The organism is Paenibacillus sp. GbtcB18, from assembly GCF_019091125.1.
Classification (GTDB): Bacteria; Bacillota; Bacilli; order Paenibacillales; family NBRC-103111; genus Paenibacillus_F; species Paenibacillus_F chitinolyticus.
Window position 1 is genome coordinate 168,861 of record NZ_JAGXJX010000009.1, and the last position, 19,827, is coordinate 188,687.

The window sequence follows — 19,827 nt, forward strand, 5'->3', positions numbered from 1 at the left end:
AACTTGAATAGTTTAGGTTTTGAATCGTCTTTTTATGAGGAGAACTTTCTTTCTCCCCTCCGGATTACAACGTCACGACAATCTCGTGAACCCTGTTATCGTCTGCCAGCGGAACGAACGGACCTTCGCCGGAGGAGAAATCTCCGTCCGCTTCCTGTCCGTCGATTGTCAGGCGCGTACAACCGCTTGATTTCCTCGACGGATTAAGGACCGTGATCCGGTATTCGGATTGCCCGAAGCGGTATACCGCCGAGAACTCCGGCCATTCCGGAGGAATACAAGGGCGGATGGACAGCTTCGCGCCCCGGCGTCTAATGCCGAGGATCCACTCCATCCCCGCCTGGTACATCCATCCCGACGCACCGGTATACCAGGTCCAGCCCGCATGTCCCCTGTGCGGCGGCTCCGTGTATACATCGGCAGCCATGGCATAAGGCTCACCGACATACTTCCGGACCTCCGCCGCTGTTTTGGTATGCATGATAGGGTTGAACATCTGGAACAGTTCAAGCGCCTTTTCCCCGTTCCCGAGACCGCACCAGGCCACAATACTCCAGATCACGCCGTGCGTATACTGGCCGCCGTTTTCCCGGATACCCGGAGGGTACCCCTGGATATATCCCGGGCTCGGGTCGGTCTTGTCGAACGGAGGCGTCAGAATATGAGCGACGGACAAGCTGCGGTCGACAAGTTCCCGGTCGAAGGATTTCATGGCCTGACGGGCTCTATCCTCCGGAGCCATGCCGGAGATGACCGACCATGATTGGGCGATGGAATCGATGCGGCACTCCGCGTTGTGGATCGACCCGAGCCACTGACCGGCATCCGTGAAGGCGCGGCGGTACCACTGGCCGTCCCAGGCGCTTTCGTTCAGCGCCGCGGCCAGTTTCTCCCGCTGGCTCCGGAAGCGCCCGGCGTGTTCTTGTTTTCCCCGGATTTCGCAAAGATCGGCCATTCCCTGGAGGACATCTCCCAGGAACCATCCCAGCCAGACGCTCTCCCCCCGCCCCTCGGGTCCGATCATACTCATACCGTCGTTCCAGTCGCCGATGCCGATCAGAGGCAGCCCGTGCTCCCCGAATTTCAGAGCGCGGTCTACCGCCCGCACACAGTGATCGAAGATCGTGCCGCTATTGCCGGACAGAACCGTTTCCTCGTACCGTTCGTGCTCATCCGCTTCCAGCGGTTTGCTCGTAAGGAACGGCACCGTTTCGTCAAGAATGCTCCTGTCTTCCGTATGATCGATATACCGGGACACGGCGTAAGGGAGCCACAGCAGGTCATCCGAAAAGCGGGTACGGATACCGCGGTGCGTCTCCTCGTGCCACCAGTGCTGGACATCCCCTTCCTCGTACTGATGAGAAGCGTGAAGCAGAATCTGGGCGCGGGTCAGGTCCGGACGGCTGTTCAGCAGGGCCAGCGAATCCTGGAGCTGATCCCGGAACCCGTAGGCTCCCCCCGCCTGATAGAACGCGGTACGGGCCCACATACGGCAAGCGAGTGTCTGGTACAGGAGCCAGTGGTTCAGCATCATATCCATTTCCGGCACGGGAGTGGACACGGTTACGGTTCCAAGCAAGTCTTCCCAGAACGTACGGACAGCCTCATAAGCGGCCATGCAGGCAGCAGGTTCCCTGTACTTGCTGGCTATCCGCACCGCTTCTTCGCGGGAATCTCCGCAGCCCAGAAGAATATAGACCGTCCGTTCGGCGCCCGGTTCCAGTTCAAACTTCGTCCGCACGGCCCCGCATCCGTCATAAACGGGACCGGTCACGCCCGACAGATCGGGCCGGCTCATCGCGGCCGGATCTTCAAACGTCCGGTTGCGGCCGATAAATTCAAGCCTGTCGCCGGTCCAGGACAGGCTGCTTTCGTCGGCATGCACCGTTAAGAAGGCGGTGGCATTGCGGAAGTTTTCCTGATACGCGTTTCGGGCGGTCAGGCTGTGCGCTTCGTCGTCCCAGTCGGTCATAATGAAGGAGGCATTTCCTTCCCGCTGGACGCCCAGCACCCATTCCGCATAGTAGGTAGCGGACAAAGATTTCTTGTGTGAAGTTGCGTTGCGCAGCTTCACTTCGATAATCTTGACGGGGTCTTCCAGCGGAACGAATACCGTCATTTCCTGCCGTATTCCCCGGCTTTCATGCTCGTAGCGAGAATATCCCCTTCCGTGAGCCACCTGGTAAACGGAAGGATCATCTTGCCCCCGGGAAGGAGCCATCTGCCAGAAATCCCCGTTTTCTTCATCGCGGATATAAAAGACTTCGCCCGGCGGGTCTAAGGCGGGGTCGTTCGACCACGGGGTCAGCTTGCATTCCCGGCTGTTGCGCCACCACGTGTATCCCGTGTACAGCTCGGAGGCTAGGCAGCCGAACCGCGGATTCGCCATCACGTTAATCCACGGAGCCGGGAGATGCTCCCCGTTCTTGAGCGTAATCCGGTACTCCCCGCCGTCCGGTGAAAAGCCTCCCCACCCGTTGAAAAATAAGGTGTCAGCGGCAGGAACTGCGCCAGAGGCATCAACTTTTTCCCCGTTGATGCCCGAGACTCCGGTTGTAGCGGCTACGGTTGTTTCCGCTACGGTGTCGTATGCTTCAACGGAAGCCGCGGCTTTGTTTGAGTCCGTGGTGGATTCCGCATCGCTTCGGGATGCCGCCCCCGGACTACCGGCTGTGCCCGAAGCGGCGGTTGTGCCCGCTGTGCCTGAGGCCGCAGCCCCGGCCGCACCGGAGACGGCGGACGCATCCGGCCGTAGCGGAGCCGACGCTTCCCCTGCCGTAATCGGCAGCGGAACGTCGCGGGCATCCTTCCGGGGCCAGATCTTCAGCTGCGCCCGCAGGCTGGGCCCGTCCGCACGCAGAACGACCCGCGCCGCCGCTAGCAGCAGCGTATGGTCCTCTTGCGGCATTGCGGAAGCGGGAACGACATGGATGCCTCCCTGCCCGGCGGCACCCGCATTCCCGGCCGCCTGCTCCGATAAGCGGACGAGCGCATCCCTCAGCTCCTGCTGATACCCGCCCGGAGATTCGTTAAACAGCACGAGATCGAAAAACAGCCCGTGCCGCCGCAAATATTCGAAGCCTCCAAGCAGCTTCTGCACGAACGGCAGATTTGCGCTGTCGGCAACTCTCGCCAGAACGATGGGCCTGTCGCCGGAAACTCCGTAAGCCCAGAGGCCCTGCTGCCCTTTGCTGTTGGCGGCGATGCTTTCCGCCTGCTCGGGCTTGAACGGCCCCCTATAAAGCACGCGGCCCGCCAGCGCCCTGTAAACGGCGGCTTCCGCCGGCGTGATGTGCAGATGCTGCAAATCGATCTGGCTGCGGGTCCAGGCGAGCTGAAAGGTTCTGTCGATCTGCTGAGCCTGAAAAAGCTGCCGGACCATGTTCAAGCTTTGCTCCTTCGAATCCGCGACGCCGGTAACCGCGCAGAGCCGTATGCTCTCGCCCGGCTTGAGGCTGATGCGTCGGCGCATGACGAAAGCCGGATCGGCCACGGAACCGACCGTACCCTCGAGGCGGGAAGCGAGTCCTTGCGGCCTCGCAAGGGAATGACCGCGGCCGATGAAAGCGGCCCGGTCGGTCTCGAATTCGGCCGGACCTAGAACAGCGCCGAAGGCCGACAAGTTGTGAAAAGCCCAAATCGACGTCTCTCCCGCATTCCGCGGGCGTTTGCGGGCAAGCAGGCAGCCCGTCTCCTCGTCAAACTGCGTTTCGACAAACAACTTCGTGAAAGCCGGATGAGCCTTATCCGCATCGGGCAGCGCCAGAGCGATTTCCAGAAACGTCGTCACTTCGACGATGCGGGCCTCGCTGCTTTTGTTCTCCAGCGTCAGCCGCCGGACTTCCGCGTTCATTTCGGGCGAGACCGTAATTTCAAGCACGGTCTGTATGCCGTCATCCTCCCGGCGGAAAGTTGTCCGTTCCTGGGAGAAGCGTACGCTCTGAGAGTCCGAAGGAACGCGGCAGGGCTGGAAGGTCGGGGACCATACCTTCTCCCGGGTAACATCGCGGATGTACAGGTACACGCCCCACGGATCTGCGACGGGGTCTTCCCTCCACCGGGAAACGGCCAGTCCGTTCCAGCGGATAAACCCGCTTCCGCTGTTGGTAACGGCCGTCGTGAACGACCCGTTGGAGTGGACACCCACTTCCGGAGCCGGCGTGTCGGCCGCTATGCTTTCCGGCGCGGAATAAGGGCGTTCCGCCTCCGGCTTGTGAATACGCGACTTTCCCGTCAATTCCCGGGTCAGCATCGACTCGCGCGGCGGAATGCGTTCGATCAGAAGCAGTTCGGCTGCCTGGACGCGTTTGTCGCTGTGAAAATAATCGTACATTTTAACGGGGAGAATCAGGTTCGCGATTGTCAGCAAACTCATGCCTTGGTGGTGAGCCATAAAGCTGCGGATAATTTTGCAGTCTTCCCCCTGCGGCATTCGGTTTGCCGTAAAATCAATCGCTTCGTAGAAGCCGTATTTCCCCCTTGCTCCAAGCTCCTCCATCCGGTTCAGGTCCTCCAGCCCTTCCCGAAGGGCAAACGGAAGCGCCATAACCGCCGCATAAGGCGCGATCACAAGATCTTCTTCCAGTCCCCGCTTAAATCCGAGGCCCGGCACACCGAATGCCCGGTACTGATAGTTCATCTGGTAATCGAACGCGTAATAGCCCGATTCCGAAATGCCGAATGGGACGCCCCGTTCCTGCGCGTATTCCATCTGCCGCTTGACGACGCCCCGGTACGTGCTGTCCCAGAGCGTATTGCGGTAAGTCCGCATGATGAGCCACGGCATCATATACTCAAACATCGTACCCGACCACGAAATCAGCGTGGTCTTGTTCCCCTGGAGTTTGACCGTGCGGCCCAGCGCCATCCAGTGGGATACGGACACCTGACCCAGCGCGATCGCGACAAAGCTGGTCTGCCGCGCCTCGGACGCCAGCAGATCGTACAAAATACGGTCCCGTTCCCCTGTCGCGCCGTGATACCCGAGAACAAAAAGCTTGGCCTTATGATCGTAAAGCTGCGTAAAATCGGTCGCCGCGATAAGCGATTCGAGCCTCTGTAAAAGCTGCTGCCCGCGGGACAGCCAATCCGTATGGTTCGACGGAGCCTCATGACCCGCAGGCTCGGGCCCGCTTCCTTCGGCCGTCAGGTCTGCCGAACGCCCGCTGCCGTTTTTGGGACCGATGTCCTGGCTGTTGTCAGGGTCCTTGCCTTTTCCCTCCGTTTTTCCGTCAAACCCGTTCAACGCGGATTCTCCGGGCGGGGTCTGATCCAAGTCGACAGCAAATTCCACCCCGTAGGCCCCTGTCGGTGCCCGGTTAATCTCCGTAAAGCGGCCTTCTGTTCCCGCTTCTTGCCGCAGCCAGCTTGCCAAGCCCTGCTTGACCGTCATCAGACTTGCAACGAAGTTGCCCGAATCGACTGTGGACACATAGGCGGGCGGAAGAACCCCCAATGTCAGCGTGTCGTACCAGTTGTATAAATGACCGTGCCATTTCTCCAGGTTTTCGACCGTGCCGATCGTATTTTCCAGCTTTTCAACCAGCGATGGAGTGTCCATAAAACCGAATTCGCGTGCCGCAAGCGCCGAAGTCAGCAAAAAGCCGATATTGGTCGGAGACGTCCTGTGAGCCACTCCGTTCGGCGGGTCTACCTGGACATTATCCGGAGGCAGGTAATGATCTTTCGGACCGGCATAGTCTTCGTAAAAAGACCAGATTTGTCTCGCCAGCACCCGGAGTTTCTCCTGTTCCTCCGCTCCAAACGGCGCTTCCTCCCGTTCCACGGGCCGGTCCAGCCATGAGACAGCCAGAGGGGCCAGCGCCCAGAACAAGCTTAACGCGAGACCGGCCCACAACAGGGATGCCGAGGCCTGTACAGCCGAGGCGAGCGCAAACACGATAATGAGCACATACCCCCATCCCGCTTGAAGAAGCGGTGTGCGCTGCTGTCCCGGGCTGCTTCGCTCGATATGGGACGAGCTGGTCCACTCCAGCAGCCGGCGCTTGCTGACAAACACGCGGTACAGCGTTCTGCCGATCGCATCCAGCAGCACAGCCGTCTGAAAAGGCAGCGTCCAGATCTGGATCAATACGTGCAGAGCTGTCGCCAGCAGACGCTTCGGCTGCTTGTAAATCCGGCGGAGGATAAAGAGCTGCCGGAGCAGCGGCAGAAACATCGTCGCCAGCAGCACGGCGGCCCAGCGCCAAGGCGATCCCGGCAAAACGGTCCAGGCGAGAACGAGCAGGACGAACACCGCAGGCGGAAGCAGACTCCGCCTCAGATTGTCCAGCATCTGCCAGCGGGTCAGAAAAGATAAATCAATGGGCCGGAGCACTCCCCGCCGGTCGCAGATACGGGAAAAAAGCCAGCACACAAGCTGCCAGTCGCCGCGCACCCAACGATGAAGCCGCTTCTGGTAGGAAGCAAACTTGGCCGGATGATCGTCGATCAGCTCGATATCGGACAACAGCGCGGCGCGCATAAAACCGCCTTCCAGCAAATCGTGGCTGAGTACGGTATTATCGGGAATCCGCTCGCACAGAAGTTCGGCAAACACATCCACATCGAAGATACCTTTCCCCGTAAAAATGCCCTGGCCCAGCGCATCCTGGTAAGGGTCCGAAGCCGCGAACGCATATGGGTCCATGCCCGGCTCGGACCAGAAATACGCCAGCCGCGAGCGCATCGCCGAATCGTGGCTGATCCCGATGCGCGGCTGAAGCACCCCGTAGCCTTCTACAACCCGTGTCCTCGCTTCGTTCAGGCGGGGGCGATTGTACGGCAGATGCAGGGTTCCGATCATCCGCTGCGCACTGCCCATCGGAAGCTGCGTGTCCGCATCCAGCGTGATCAGATAGCGGATCCGCGGAAGTACGGACGCATCGCCGAATTTCACCGCATAGCTGGTATCGCCGCTGCCTCTCAGCAGTTCCACGAATTCGACCAGCTTGCCGCGTTTGCGCTCCCAGCCCATATACACGCCCTCACGGGGATTCCAAAGCCTGCGCCGCTGGTAAAAATGAAACGTCGTTCCGCCTGCTGCGGAGTACTTCTCGTTTAACGCGCGAATTTTATCCTCGGCAAGACGGACCAGCCGGTCATCCTCCGGAAGCTGTTCATCCGGCGCATCCGTAAAATCGCCTAGAAGCGCATAGTGGATGTTGGAATCGCGGTTGGCCAGATAGTGAACCTCCAGGCGGCCCGCAAGCTCAGCCACTTCGTCGGGCGAAGACCAGATCGCCGGTATAACCACCATCGTGCCGGCTTCCGCCGGAACACCTGCGGAGAAATCATACCGGAGCAGGGGACGCGGACGGCAAATCCGCTCAATACCGAAATGCAGCCAGGTCATTCCCCATTCACTCACGGGCAATAGCAAAGCTAGGAGGACGGCTGCCCAGGCGAGAGCGGACAAACCATGCCCGATTCCGATCCATGCGGCCGCGATAAGCCAGAGCACGGCGAACAAGCCGAGCATCGAGGCGAAATAGGTACCGGCCGGACGCCTGGATATAGCGTTCTCCGGCATCGTTCGGGGAGAGCTGCACTTCCGCAGCGAGGCGATCAGCTTCTGTACACCTTTCGATTCGAGCAGATAATAGGAAGGAAACTGCTCCCGGGTGCGCTCTCCCGCCGCCAGAGGTGCCGCGACTTCTCCATTCTCATGGAGAATAAGGACATCGGTCCGGGCGGAAGCAGCCGGGCCCGACGCGGCCGGAGCGGACACGGCGAGCGCATCTTCTGCTCGCACTGATACAGACGGCTTCCCGGACGCTGAGCCCGGAACCTGCGCTGGGCAGTCCTCGCCCGGCATTCCCGCTGGTTCGGCCGCTGCAAGCGAAGAGCCGCTCCGGGCGGAAGCTGCCGAGTGCCCGGAGGCCGCATCCGGGCTGCCGGAACCGGCGCGGGCGGCGTCCGCCCTCTCGGCCGCTTCCCTGGCCAGCGCCACCGCCTGTCCGGCAACCAGATTCTCGGGCACCCGCAGACGGCGGGCAAGCCGCTCCACTTCGGCGAGAATCTGATTCCGGCTGTACGCGTCGAGCAGCGGGTACACGCCCGTATACTCCTGGCGGAGCGTCCGGTCCGGCAGACTGATCTGCTCGAAGAGATCGTTCCAGTCCCAGCGTTCGTTCTTGCGCAAGCTGGTGATTACACTCCCCGCCCGGGCCTGATAAGCCGTCTGGAGCCGATGCTCGTAAGAAACGATGCGGTCAAGGTCCTCCGCCCCGTTCTCGTAACTGCAAATCAGCCATTCCCGGACGGAAGCCGCATCCCCGGCCCATTCCCTCAGATGGCTGATTAAATGGACGATCCACGGGCCCGGCAAAGGAAGCGTGAGGCCCGCTTTTTCCACCTGGAGATGGACCGTCTCGGGACTTAAGGCGGCAGGCTCGATCAAGGAAAGGATGCGCCCGACGTCTATGCAGACTTCGCGGCGCTCCCGGACGAAAGCCATCGTTTCCGCCAGCTTCTTCACCAGAACCAGACGCAGAATGAGCGGCACCGAACGGGCTTCGGTCAGCGTTAAGGCGCTCACTTCCTGGTAGGCCTGAATATAAGCAAGTATCGTTTCCTCGCTCAAAATTCCCTCGACATGCGTCAAATAGTCTTCCATCATGGACTGAATGCGGAGAAGCCCGCTGCCGCGCAGTCTCGGCATGCGGTCCAGTGCGTCCTGAAGGAGCAGAGCCCTGACTTCCTGGGCCTGCTCTTCGACAAATTCGGCATTGTCCAGCAGCCACTGCTCGGCCGGTTGGGTACAGCCGGCATGAACCGTCTGCAGGGAAAGAACAAAATCCCTTAAGCTTTCTATGTCCTTCTTAAAATGTTGTTCGATATAAGCGGGCCTTGTACGCGGCAAGGTCGTTACGTGCTGCAGCGCAAGTTCCCGCGCTTTTTGGCTGAGTTGTTCGTTCGTATAGGTCATCGGTTCCTCCGGAGATCAGTTAGTCAAAGGTGTACTGTTCGTCCGGTGTAACTAAACAGTCCGGGACAACTAAATTATTCCCAGCTTTGGCTGGTTTTATGAGCCGGCAAGCATCCTCCGCAGGATCGGCCTTGAACGAAACCGTTTCGCCTTCATGCTTATGCTTGCCTGCGCAGTTCAGCTTTTCCCTAGCGCAAACATGCAAAACGTCGACATGCAAAAAAGGCCTCGTTCCGGAAGGAACGGGCCTTTTTGTCTAAACCGCCGGGCGGCTTAGACCATGATTTTGCAAATATTGTTCGTAAATTCGACCGGATCGCTCACCTGGAGACCTTCGATCAGAAGAGCTTGATTGTACAGCAGATTCGTGTACAGGTTCAGCTTGTCTTTATCGCTCGCATAAGCTTCTTTAAGGGAGCGGAACACGTCGTGGTTGACGTTGATTTCCAGCACTTTGTCGGCCTGGACTTCCTGTCCGTTCGGCATGGCCTTCAAAATTTTCTCCATTTCGATCGTCAGCTCGCCTTCGGTGGACAGGCAGACCGGATGGGATTTTAGACGTTTGGACGCTTTAACGTTCTTCACTTTGTCCGACAGGATCGCTTTCATTGCTTCGAACAGATCCTTGCTGTCGTTTTCCTCTTCTTCCGTCTGCTTATCCGCCGCGTCCGGCTCGATTCCGAGGTCGCCGCTGGATACGGATTTGAATTCTTTTTCCTTGTAAGCCATCAGCATTTTAATCGCAAACTCGTCGACATCGTCGGTGAAGTACAGAATCTCGTAACCTTTGTCGAGGACCATCTCCGTTTGCGGAAGTTTCTCGATACGGTCGATAGACTCCCCGGACGCGTAGTAAATGTACTTCTGGTCTTCCGGCATAGCCGATACGTATTCATCAAGCGTGACCAGCTTTTTCTCTTTGGAAGAAGTGAACATGAGCAGGTCTTGAAGATCGTCCTTGTGGGTGCCGTAGTCGTTATAGACACCGAACTTAAGCTGACGGCCGAAAGACTTGTAGAACTGCTCGTATTTGTCTCTTTCATCCTTAAGCATGCTTTGCAGTTGGCTCTTGATTTTGTTTTTGATATTTTTGGCGATCAGCGTCAGTTGGCGGTCATGCTGCAGCATTTCCCTGGAAATGTTCAGGGACAGATCCTCCGAATCGACCATCCCTTTTACGAAACCGAAATAATCCGGCAGCAGATCCCCGCACTTGTTCATAATCAGCACTCCGTTGGAATACAGCTCAAGACCTTTCTCGTATTCCTTCGTGTAATAATCGAACGGAGTGCTTTCCGGGATGAACAGGATCGCTTTGTACACGACGGCGCCGTCCGCACTGATATGGATATGTTTGAGCGGCTTGTCGAACCCGTACCGTTTTTCCGCATAAAAGTTTTCATAGTCTTCCGTCGTCAGCTCATTTTTGTTTTTGCGCCAGATCGGAACCATGCTGTTGATTGTCTGTTCTTCGTGGTATTCTTCGAACTCGTCTTCGCTGCCTTCTTTAAGCCGGCGGCCGGATACGTCCATCTTGATCGGATAGCGGATAAAATCGGAGTATTTCTTAATGATCGACTTCAGGCGGTACTCTTCCAAATACTCGTCGTAGTTGTCGTCCTCGGTGTTCTCTTTAATTTTCAAAATGATTTCGGTTCCGACCGTTTCTTTGTCGGCAGGCACAATCGTGTAGCCGTCCGCGCCTTTGGACTCCCATTTGAACGCTTCCTCGCTGCCCAGCGCCCGGCTGATGACCGTAACGACGTCCGCCACCATGAAAGCCGAATAAAACCCGACGCCGAACTGCCCGATAATGTTGTGGCCGTCCTTGGCTTCGTTTTCTTTCTTGAAAGCGAGCGAACCGCTCTTGGCGATCACGCCCAGGTTGTTTTCAAGATCCTCTTTGGTCATGCCGATTCCCGTATCGGAAAGCGTCAGCGTACGGCTAGCGCGGTCGGCTTTTAATTTAATGAAATAATTGTCGGCGTTGAATGCCAGGCTGTCGTCCGTCAGAGCTTTGTAGTAAATTTTGTCGATCGCATCGCTGGCATTCGAAATCAGTTCTCTTAAAAAGATTTCCCTCTGGGTGTAAATCGAATTAATCATCATTTCCAGCAAACGCTTGGATTCCGCTTTAAACTGCTTCTTGGCCATGAGTGAATCTCCTTCCACAAGATCATAGTTAGCACTCCGATGTCATGAGTGCTAATTCCTAGTTTTATAGTACCTATTCCATTTTTTGAAGTCAACCGCTCCGTTAAAAATACATGCGCTTGTTTTCTCTCTTTTTGCATGAAAAAAGAGTTATTCCCCAGCCGTATGAAAGACCGCTGGAGAAATAACTCTTCTCTTCTTAAATCAGTTCGGATTTCTGAAGAAGTCTCTGCACGATGGCGGCGACTTCCGCTCTTGTAATCGACGCTTTCGGAGCCAGCTCCGTAGCGGTTCTCCCCGCAAAGATCGCGCCCTGCAGGCAATCGGCCACGCCGCTTTTCGCCCATTCGGCAGTCGCTGCGGCGTCCGCATAAGGAGCCAGCAAATCCGCCGCTTCTTTGGACGGCAGCTTGTCCCGGAAGCCGGTAGTCTTCATTGCTTTTGCCATGATGACCATGGCTTGCTCGCGGGTGATTTTGTCGGACGGACGGAAAGTTCCGTCTTCAAAACCGCCGATGAGCTTATGCGCGTAAGCGGTTTGCACCGCAGCGCTGTACCAATCCGTCGGGTTCACGTCCGAGAAAGGCGCGGACGCTTTTTCCTGTTTAAGTCCTAGTGCCCGCACCATGATGGCCGCAAACTCCGCACGTGTGATCGCCGTATCGGGGTTAAACGTGCCGTTTTCGATACCGTTTACGACCATGCGGGAGCCCATATCGTTGACCGCATTCTGAGCCCAGTGCCCGGCAACGTCCCGGAATTCGACCGGGTGCCAGATCACGGAGTAGGTGCTGTTCGTCAAACTGTTGATTTTCGCAAAATAGCGCCCGTCCATCTTTACGATCCGGGTCGGTACATGACGGACGGTCCCGTCCGCTTCCACGACAACGCCGGTTGTAATCTTGCCGGGATCCACGCCATCCGGGATAGCGATGGTACGCTCTACATAAGCGTTGAAACGGGATACTTCAACTGTCGCGCCACCGTAAGTTCCGGTAACCGCAAAGTTGATCGCCGGAGCTACCAGCGTGAAATTACCATCGGCCGCCGAATTTCCGACGACTTTCAGCGTTTCCTTGGACGGAGTGGCTACTTCGATGCGCACTTTGATATCGTCCAGTGCGGCCGGCTTGCCGAGCTGATCCGACAGCGCGCCGACATTGATTTGTTCCGCAGGAATCGTGTACGTGTTATCTCCGAAGGAGATTTTAACGACGGCCTGCTTCTGCTCCATGGATTTCACCATTTGACCCGTCAGTTCGCCTACGAGCACATCCGCTTTCTTGTCTTTCGCAAGCGGGATGATCACGACTGCGTGCTGGCCTTCGGACGCCAGCTTCTCGTCCAGCTTCTTCGGATCCACCGAAACCGTCAGTACCGACTGACCGTTTACTTCGGTCGACTTCACGGTTCCGGCACGTTCCGTCTTCCCGTTAACGAGGATATCGGCTCCTTCGTTAGCCGGTACTTCCGTAACGGGAGGTGCTGTTGGCGTTGGCGTGCTCGGTTCCGAGGAACCTCCGCCTCCTCCTCCACCTCCTCCGCCGCTTGACGGAGCATAAGGCGTGACGGAATTCGACGGAGCCGAAGCCGCGCTTTCGCCCGCCGCGTTAAGAGCTTTAACGGTGAACGTATACGCGGTGCCGTTCGTGAGCCCGGTTACTGTAATCGGGCTTGCCGTGCCGCTTACCACTTTGTCGCCAGGCGAAGCGGTAACTTCGTAGCCGGTGATCGCGGTGCCTCCGTCAGACGGCGCCGTAAAGGAGACGACCGCTTGGCCGTTGCCCGCCGTGGCGGTAACGTTAGTAGGCTCGGACGGAGTGGTGTACACCGTCAGAAGCGTTTCGTCAGAAGGGGTCGGGTACAGTCCCGACGCCGAGACGATAACGCGGTATTTGTTCCCGTTCATTTCTTTGGTCACGGGGAAAATGCTTAGGAGAGTTCCCGTTTCGCCCGGTAAATCGTGAAAACCCGTTCCCGTGTTCACCTGCCACTGATAGCTCAGATCGCGTCCGTCCGCTTTCAGGGAAAGATTAATGCGAGCTCCCTTGGGAACCGAGAGATCACCCGGTGGCTGGGTTTTAATAACGGGCGGCACGACAGGCTGTGTCACAATCAAAGTCGCACCGTTCGATATGACCTGCAGTCCCCCCGTGCCCGTCACGATAACCCGGTACCAATTGCCGTCCATTCCCTGGGAAACGGCCGCAATGTTCAGCACCGCGTTCGTCTCGCCGGGCATGTCCTGGAAGCCCATGCCGCTGTCTTCCTGCCACTGGTACGTCAGTCCCGTTCCCGTTGCGGTTACGTTAAAGCTGGCGGGATTTCCTTCAAGCACCGGCGGCGGGCTTTGCGGATGGATCACAATTACCGGCAAAGTCGGAATCGGGATTATCGGCAGCACCGTCAGCATTGCCGCGTTCGACGTCACCGGCTGGCCACCCGTACCCGACACGACGACACGGTACTTGTAGTTGTTCATGCCCAGCGACACGGCCGGAATGCTCAGCGTGGCGTTCGTCTCACCCTGTAGGTTTAGGAAGCCTGATCCGGTGTCCACCTGCCACTGATACGTCAGTCCCATTCCTGTAGCCATAACGCTGAAAGAAGCGGGGTTTCCTTCAAGCACCGGCAGCGGGCTTTGCGGATGCAGCGTAATCACCGGAGGAAACGTTGGAAACGGCGGCATCACATTCAGAGCCGCCCCGTTCGACGTAACCGGCTGGCCGCCCGTTCCTGACACGATGACACGGTACATGTAGCCGTTCATACTCGGAGAAACGGCCGGAATGCTCAGCGTGGCGTTCGTTTCGCCCGGCAGGTTTTGAAAGCCCGATCCGGTGTTTACCTGCCATTGATACGTCAAGCTCGTACCCGTGGCCGTCACGCTAAAGAAAGCGGGCATCCCTTGAAGCAGCGACGGGGTGTTTTGCGGCTGTACCGTGATCGACGGCGGCAAGGTCGGAATCATCGGCAGCACCGTCAGCAGCGCCGCGTTCGACGTCACCGGCTGACCTCCAGTGCCCGACACGACGACACGGTACTTGTAACCGTTCATGATCGGCGAAACGGCCGGAATGCTCAGCGTGGCGCTCGTATCGCCCTGCAGGTTTACGAAGCCTGATCCGATGTCTACCTGCCACTGATACGTCAGTCCCGTTCCCGTGGCCGTCACGCTAAAGGAAGCAGGCGTTCCTTCAAGCACCGGCGGCAGGCTTTGAGGATGCGCCGTAATCGCCGGAGGCGTAGCAGTCGGCGCCGAACTTTTAACGGTCAAGGCGAAGTCCTTCGTCACACTTTCATTATTTCTGCTGATTTTCGCCTGAAGAGCGGCCGTTACATCTCCTCCGGCCGGAGGCGTCACTGTTCCCGTCGCGGGATCGATGACCCCGTTTCCTCCGGTCCAAGTGATCTGTGTGAAATGCGTACCCGCACCCGGAAGGTATAGGTTCTGGGTAACATGTGCGTCGCTGTCTCCGACGGCATAACCGATTTCCAGAGCCGTTTTGTCATCCTGGAGAGCTCCGGACACAATCTGGCCGATCGTCGAGTCTATGATGGTTTGAATCCCGAACGCGGCGACATACCCGTTGACAGGAATGCCGTCGAGTACGGCCTGGTCCACAACCGCTTGCTCCGTATAGTCCAGAACGGAATACTTGCCCAAATCCAATCCGGGATTGAGGAAGGTTCCGTCATTAATCCAGCTAAAAGCGGCACTTACACCGGAACTATCGGTAGCTTCATGCAGAAACAAAAAGAAATTCCGGTTATCCAAAGCACTGCCGTAAGCATCGCGCAGATCCGTAACCGTCGCAAAAGGACGCTTGCTGAACAGGTCATCCACGATAAAGTCGTTATCCGCTTTTCTGTTCAAGTAAAAACTATCCTTCTGCTGCACGGTTTCAAAAATATCGTTGGGATAATCCAGAATGGCCTGATACATTTCCGCAGCAGTGACCGCCGCGTTATAAGCTGAAAGTCCGCCGGGAGACGCCGCCTTTACCGGGCCCGCTGCGCCGAACAAAACGGCGTTAAGCACAATCACGCTCATCAACATAACCGAAATCCATCGGAAAGAGGATTTTCTCTGATGCATACATTCACCTCATAAGTTGTAGAAAACTTGGTAACGCACTGACAAAACCGACTATCAACGAAATTTTCTCTCTCTTTATCTGAGCTTCGGCCAGCCCCTTCCCCCCTTTTTTAACATGGAGAATTGTATCAGCTTCCACTGAACGGATTCTGGACAAAATTCGTCATTTTTCGCCAAAATGGTACATTTCGGATGCCGGCAGCAGCAAACCTGCTCTCCATTGTTTTTAGCCCGATAAAAAAAAGCCCGGCCGCTCAAGAGGGGCAAAGGCTTCGTCCGGGATAACCGGAATCGCTCAGATGCTCTGCATCAGGTGTCTATACAGGTTAGTTGTTTCGCGGCCGGGCTCCGATCCCAGCTCCTCGCGGAGGGCGCTTGCGAACGATTCGTAATGCTTTTTCAGCGACAGCTTGTCACCCAGACCGGCATGGACTTCCATCCCCGCCCGGCAAATCTCTTCCGAGAACGGCTCCTTTTTCTGGAGCAGCTCCAGCCGCCGGAGAGCGGAATGAGTCTGTCCCGCAGATACTTCGTAAGCCGAAGCCAGAAGGCTGGCCTGAATGTACTGCCCGAGCAGCTGCGCCCGGTACGATTTGGCCCAGAAATAATCGTGCTCCTCGAGGTAATCCCCCCTGTACAGCTGCAGGGCCTGGTCCAGCCCCCGCCACTGCTCCCGCGACGTAATCTCGCCGGCAGAGGCGGCGGTCAGGAACAGGTCCACATCGGTGCGGAAACCTTCCCCCGTGAAGCGGTAGCTGTCATGGGAATAATCGATGCCCGCTCCGATTCCCCAGGCTTTGAGCATTTTGCGCACCTGGTATACGGAGGTGTGAAGCTGGGTGACCGCTTTATCCAGAGAAAGCTCCGGCCATAGCGTCTCCAGAATGACATCTTTGGACACCCGCTTGCTCCGGTGATGAACGAGGAAAGCGAACAGCTCCTGCGCTTTCTGCGTGCGCCATCTCAAGCTGCCGCCTGGCCCGGGGCCTCCCGCCAGAGACAACTGCTTGAAGCACAGCACGGACGGCTCGCCGGCCGGTGCCGCCTCCCGTCGGACGGCCTGGAGCTGGCTAAGACGCGACTCCAGGCGGCTGACGGTCTTGGCGAACCGTTCCGGATCGACCGGCTTGAGCAGATAATCGATCGCGCCAAGTTCGAACGCTTCGATCGCGTAGTCGTTATAGGCGGTTACGTAGACGATCTGCGCCTCCGGGTTCAGCCGGTACAGATTCTCCGCCGCTTCAAGGCCGTTCATCTCGGGCATCTCGATGTCCAGGAAGACGATGTCCGCCTTCTCGGCAGTCATATGTTCAAGCCCATGCCGGGCCTGCGTATACATGCCCGCGACCTCCATGCGCCCATCCGCCCGGAGCAGACGCTCCATCTGGATCAGGGCGGGCTTTTCGTCGTCAATCAGAATGGCCTTCACTGCTTTTGGCCTCCTCCCGTATTTCCCCGGGTCCCCCCGTTATTCGGCACCCGGAACCGGACAGTCGTGCCCTGCCCCGCCTCAGTCCGGATATCGAGCCCTTCGCCGAACATCGTCAGCAGACGGGTATGGATGTTGATCAGGCCGACTCCTCCCCCGGCCTCTGCCGATAAGAGGGATGCCGCGCGTCCCGGTTCCATCCCGACTCCGTTATCCGTAATTTCCACGAGCAGGACATCTTCCTGCTCCTCGACGGAAATTCCGATCGTTCCGCCTTCCGCACGTCTCATGATGCCGTGGCGAACCGCATTTTCAACGATCGGCTGGATGCTGAGCGGAGGGATCAGACGGTTCGGCTCAGCCCGGATGTCGTATATGACCTGCAGCCGTTCTTCGAAACGTGCCTTCTCCAGAACTAAATACGACTGAACGAGAGCCATTTCCTTCTGTAAAGGTACCAACTGGTCGCGATTCTGAAAATCGAAGCTGCCCCGAAGATAACGGCTGAGTTCCAGAAGCAGCTTCGTCGTTTTGTCCGGGTCGGAGGGCAGAAGCGCGATAATCGTATTCAGCGCGTTGTACAGAAAATGCGGCTTGATCTGCGCCTGCAAAAACGCCATCTCCGCCGAAACCGCGTTCCGGACGGACATGCGCATCTCAAGCAGGGTCCGCACCCGGGCTCTCAGCTCGTCGGCATCGACCGGTTTGCGCAGAAAATCGTTGGCGCCCGCCTGGAAACCGGTGCGCACATCCTCCGGCAGGCTCCGTGCGGTCAGCAGCAAGACCGGGAGCTCGGCCAGCGAGATGCGGTCGCGGATCGCCCGGCACAATTCCAGACCGGACATGCCCGGCATCATCCAGTCGGCAATGACCAGGTCGATGGACAGCCCCGAGCCGATATGCGCCATCGCTTTGGCCCCGCCGTCTGCCGCAATCAGCCGGTAACCTTCAACCGACAGCAGGTTGTACAGCACTTGCAGGTTGACCGGATCGTCGTCGACCAGCAGAACAGTCGCGTCGATTTTGCCGACGCGCCGGTCCTCCAGGACTTCCGGCAGGACGGCGGCGGCCGTTTCGTCTCTTGCGGCGGAAGCCTTGAACCCCCCGTCGGAAGATCGTGCCGCTTCCGGTGCGGCCGTAGTCGACGGAACGGTAAACCGGAATACGGAACCTTCTCCGAGCCGGGATTCCGCTTCGATTTTTCCCTCACCCAGCTCGACCAGCTTCTTCGTAATACTCAGTCCGAGGCCCGTTCCTTCGTAATCGCGATCCCCTGGGTCGACACCCTGATCGTAAGCATGGAAAATTTCTTCCATGCGGTTCTCCGCGATTCCGATGCCCGTATCTTTAACGAAGACGAGCACATGGCCGCTCTTCGTTACCGCCCCGATCGTGACCGTTCCCGCCGGAGTGAACTTCACGGCATTGCCGATCAAATTGTACAAAATTTGCTGAAGACGGTCTTCATCCGTCAGAAGCCAAGGAAGCCGGTCGGGCCATTCTTGCTCGAAACGGATGTCTTTGTGCCGGGCGACATGGGTCATGACTTCCAGCACCGCATTCGTTGCGGCTTTGAGATCGACCGGCTGCCGTTTCAGCACAATTTCGCCGTTCTTAAGCTTGCTGAAATCAAGAATATCGTTAATGAGAAAAGTAAGCCTCCGGCCCGTAGACACAATCATCGCCAGATCGTTCCTCTGCTTAACGTTCAAAGCGCCCGATGCGCCTTCCAGCATAGATTGGGCCATGTTGACCATTCCGTGCAGAGGCGTACGGAGTTCATGGGACGTGCTCGCCATGAATTCATCCTTCAGCCCGTCCAGGGAAAGCAGCCTTTGCGAAAGCTGGTCCACCTCCACAAAGGTCCGGTTAAACCGCTGCGCCAGCAGAATAGCCTGAGTCAACACGAACATCAGCATTTCCGCCGGAACGAGCAGCAGCCCTTCGTACAAGCCGACCAAGTTGAGCACGTACGCCGCTATGACCATCAGAATGCTCATCACACCGGCGATCATGAGCAAGGTGTCCTCGGAGCGCTTGCGCACATCCCTCAGCAGAACGAACGCTATATAGCACATGCTGAGGAAGGAAATCGCCAGGATCAGCACCTCCAGCCGGGAGAAAACAACCGGCGGCAGCAGCAGGCCCGCGAGCAGACCGGCTGCCGTCACGAAGGAGCTCACCCGCAGCGCAAGCGGATGAACGCCGCCCGGTACGGCAACGGCTACATAACGGAGCAGGAAAAAGTACACGAACGAAGACACCATGAGCTGCACCTTGAGCAGCCAGGTGTAAGAAAACCCCGGCCAGACGGCGGGAAGCATCTTCTCCCCGTGCGTGAGCACAAACAGCAGCCCCACCAAACAAAACAGCCCCAAATAAAGCGAGGCGGGATCATTCCTCCGCATCCTGTACAAAACCAGAAAATAAAGTCCGGGAATCAGAAAACCCGCCATCGTCATCCACTCGGAAAATAATGCCGCTTCCCGGCTTTTCATAACGGACTTCTCGTCTCCGAACAAGATCGGAGTGAATATGCCGCCGGAGGAATAACTGTGGTTGGAAACCTGAACCACGATCTCGGCTTCGCTTCCCTTCAGATAGGTATATCCCGTGTACGGAACGTTGTCGGGATTTTCTTCCGCGGCCGTACGGCCCGGCGTTCCGCTCGCTCCCACTTCCCGGCCGTTCACGAACACCCGGTTAGCCATGCGGATATTGCCGGTGCGGATGCCGTAAATAGCCCCGTCCGTCTCGTTAAGCCGCACGTTGAGACGGAACGTGGCATATCCTTCCGCGGCCGGATCGCCTTCCTCCCCCATATACGCATTCCATTTGCCCGGAATTTGCGCCATACCGGTCGGTACGGGAAGCGTCCTTCCCGACTCCGCGGAAGGATGAAAATCTCCGGGAACGAGCAACTTCCCCCTGTAAAATTCCCATTCGCCGCTCAGCCGGACCGTCCCTTTGTCCGCAAAGTTCCAGGCTCTGAGATCCAGCGCCCCGCGGACGGCATCGGGATTTCGTTCGTTCGACACGACGTGCTGAAGAACGGAATACACCGGCAGCAGCAGAATAAGCGCGGCCCCGAGTATAAAAAACAGCGCTTGTTTTTTCATAGGCCGACCCACAGCCCGTGAAATCGCTTGCAAAAACCCTGTAAACCGTCTTTCCAGACCAAGTGAAGCTCCCAGCGCGCGATGCTTGGCGTCACAT

At 57.7% G+C, this 19,827-nt stretch carries 5 protein-coding genes; all 5 read right to left on the reverse strand.

Annotated features, from left to right (window positions below; translation table 11 throughout):
- Positions 1–64 precede the first annotated feature (64 nt).
- Positions 65–8,929, reverse strand: a complete 8,865-nt coding sequence (locus tag KVT34_RS23760) for a GH36-type glycosyl hydrolase domain-containing protein (protein WP_217561764.1) — start codon at positions 8,927–8,929, stop codon at positions 65–67.
- Positions 8,930–9,202: 273 nt separating this feature from the next.
- Complete coding sequence (htpG, locus tag KVT34_RS23765; RefSeq protein ID WP_217561766.1) at positions 9,203–11,083, reverse strand: molecular chaperone HtpG; 1,881 nt, start codon at positions 11,081–11,083, stop codon at positions 9,203–9,205.
- Positions 11,084–11,282: 199 nt separating this feature from the next.
- Positions 11,283–15,182: an S-layer homology domain-containing protein gene (locus KVT34_RS23770; protein ID WP_217561768.1), complete on the reverse strand. Its 3,900-nt coding sequence runs from the start codon at positions 15,180–15,182 to the stop codon at positions 11,283–11,285.
- A 295-nt stretch (positions 15,183–15,477) separates the two neighbouring features.
- Complete coding sequence (locus tag KVT34_RS23775; protein ID WP_217561770.1) at positions 15,478–16,611, reverse strand: response regulator; 1,134 nt, start codon at positions 16,609–16,611, stop codon at positions 15,478–15,480.
- A complete protein-coding gene (locus KVT34_RS23780; protein WP_217561772.1) occupies positions 16,608–19,730 on the reverse strand; it encodes a hybrid sensor histidine kinase/response regulator in 3,123 nt (1,040 codons plus the stop codon). The genes KVT34_RS23775 and KVT34_RS23780 overlap by 4 nt, the downstream gene beginning before the upstream one ends.
- Positions 19,731–19,827: the final 97 nt, after the last annotated feature.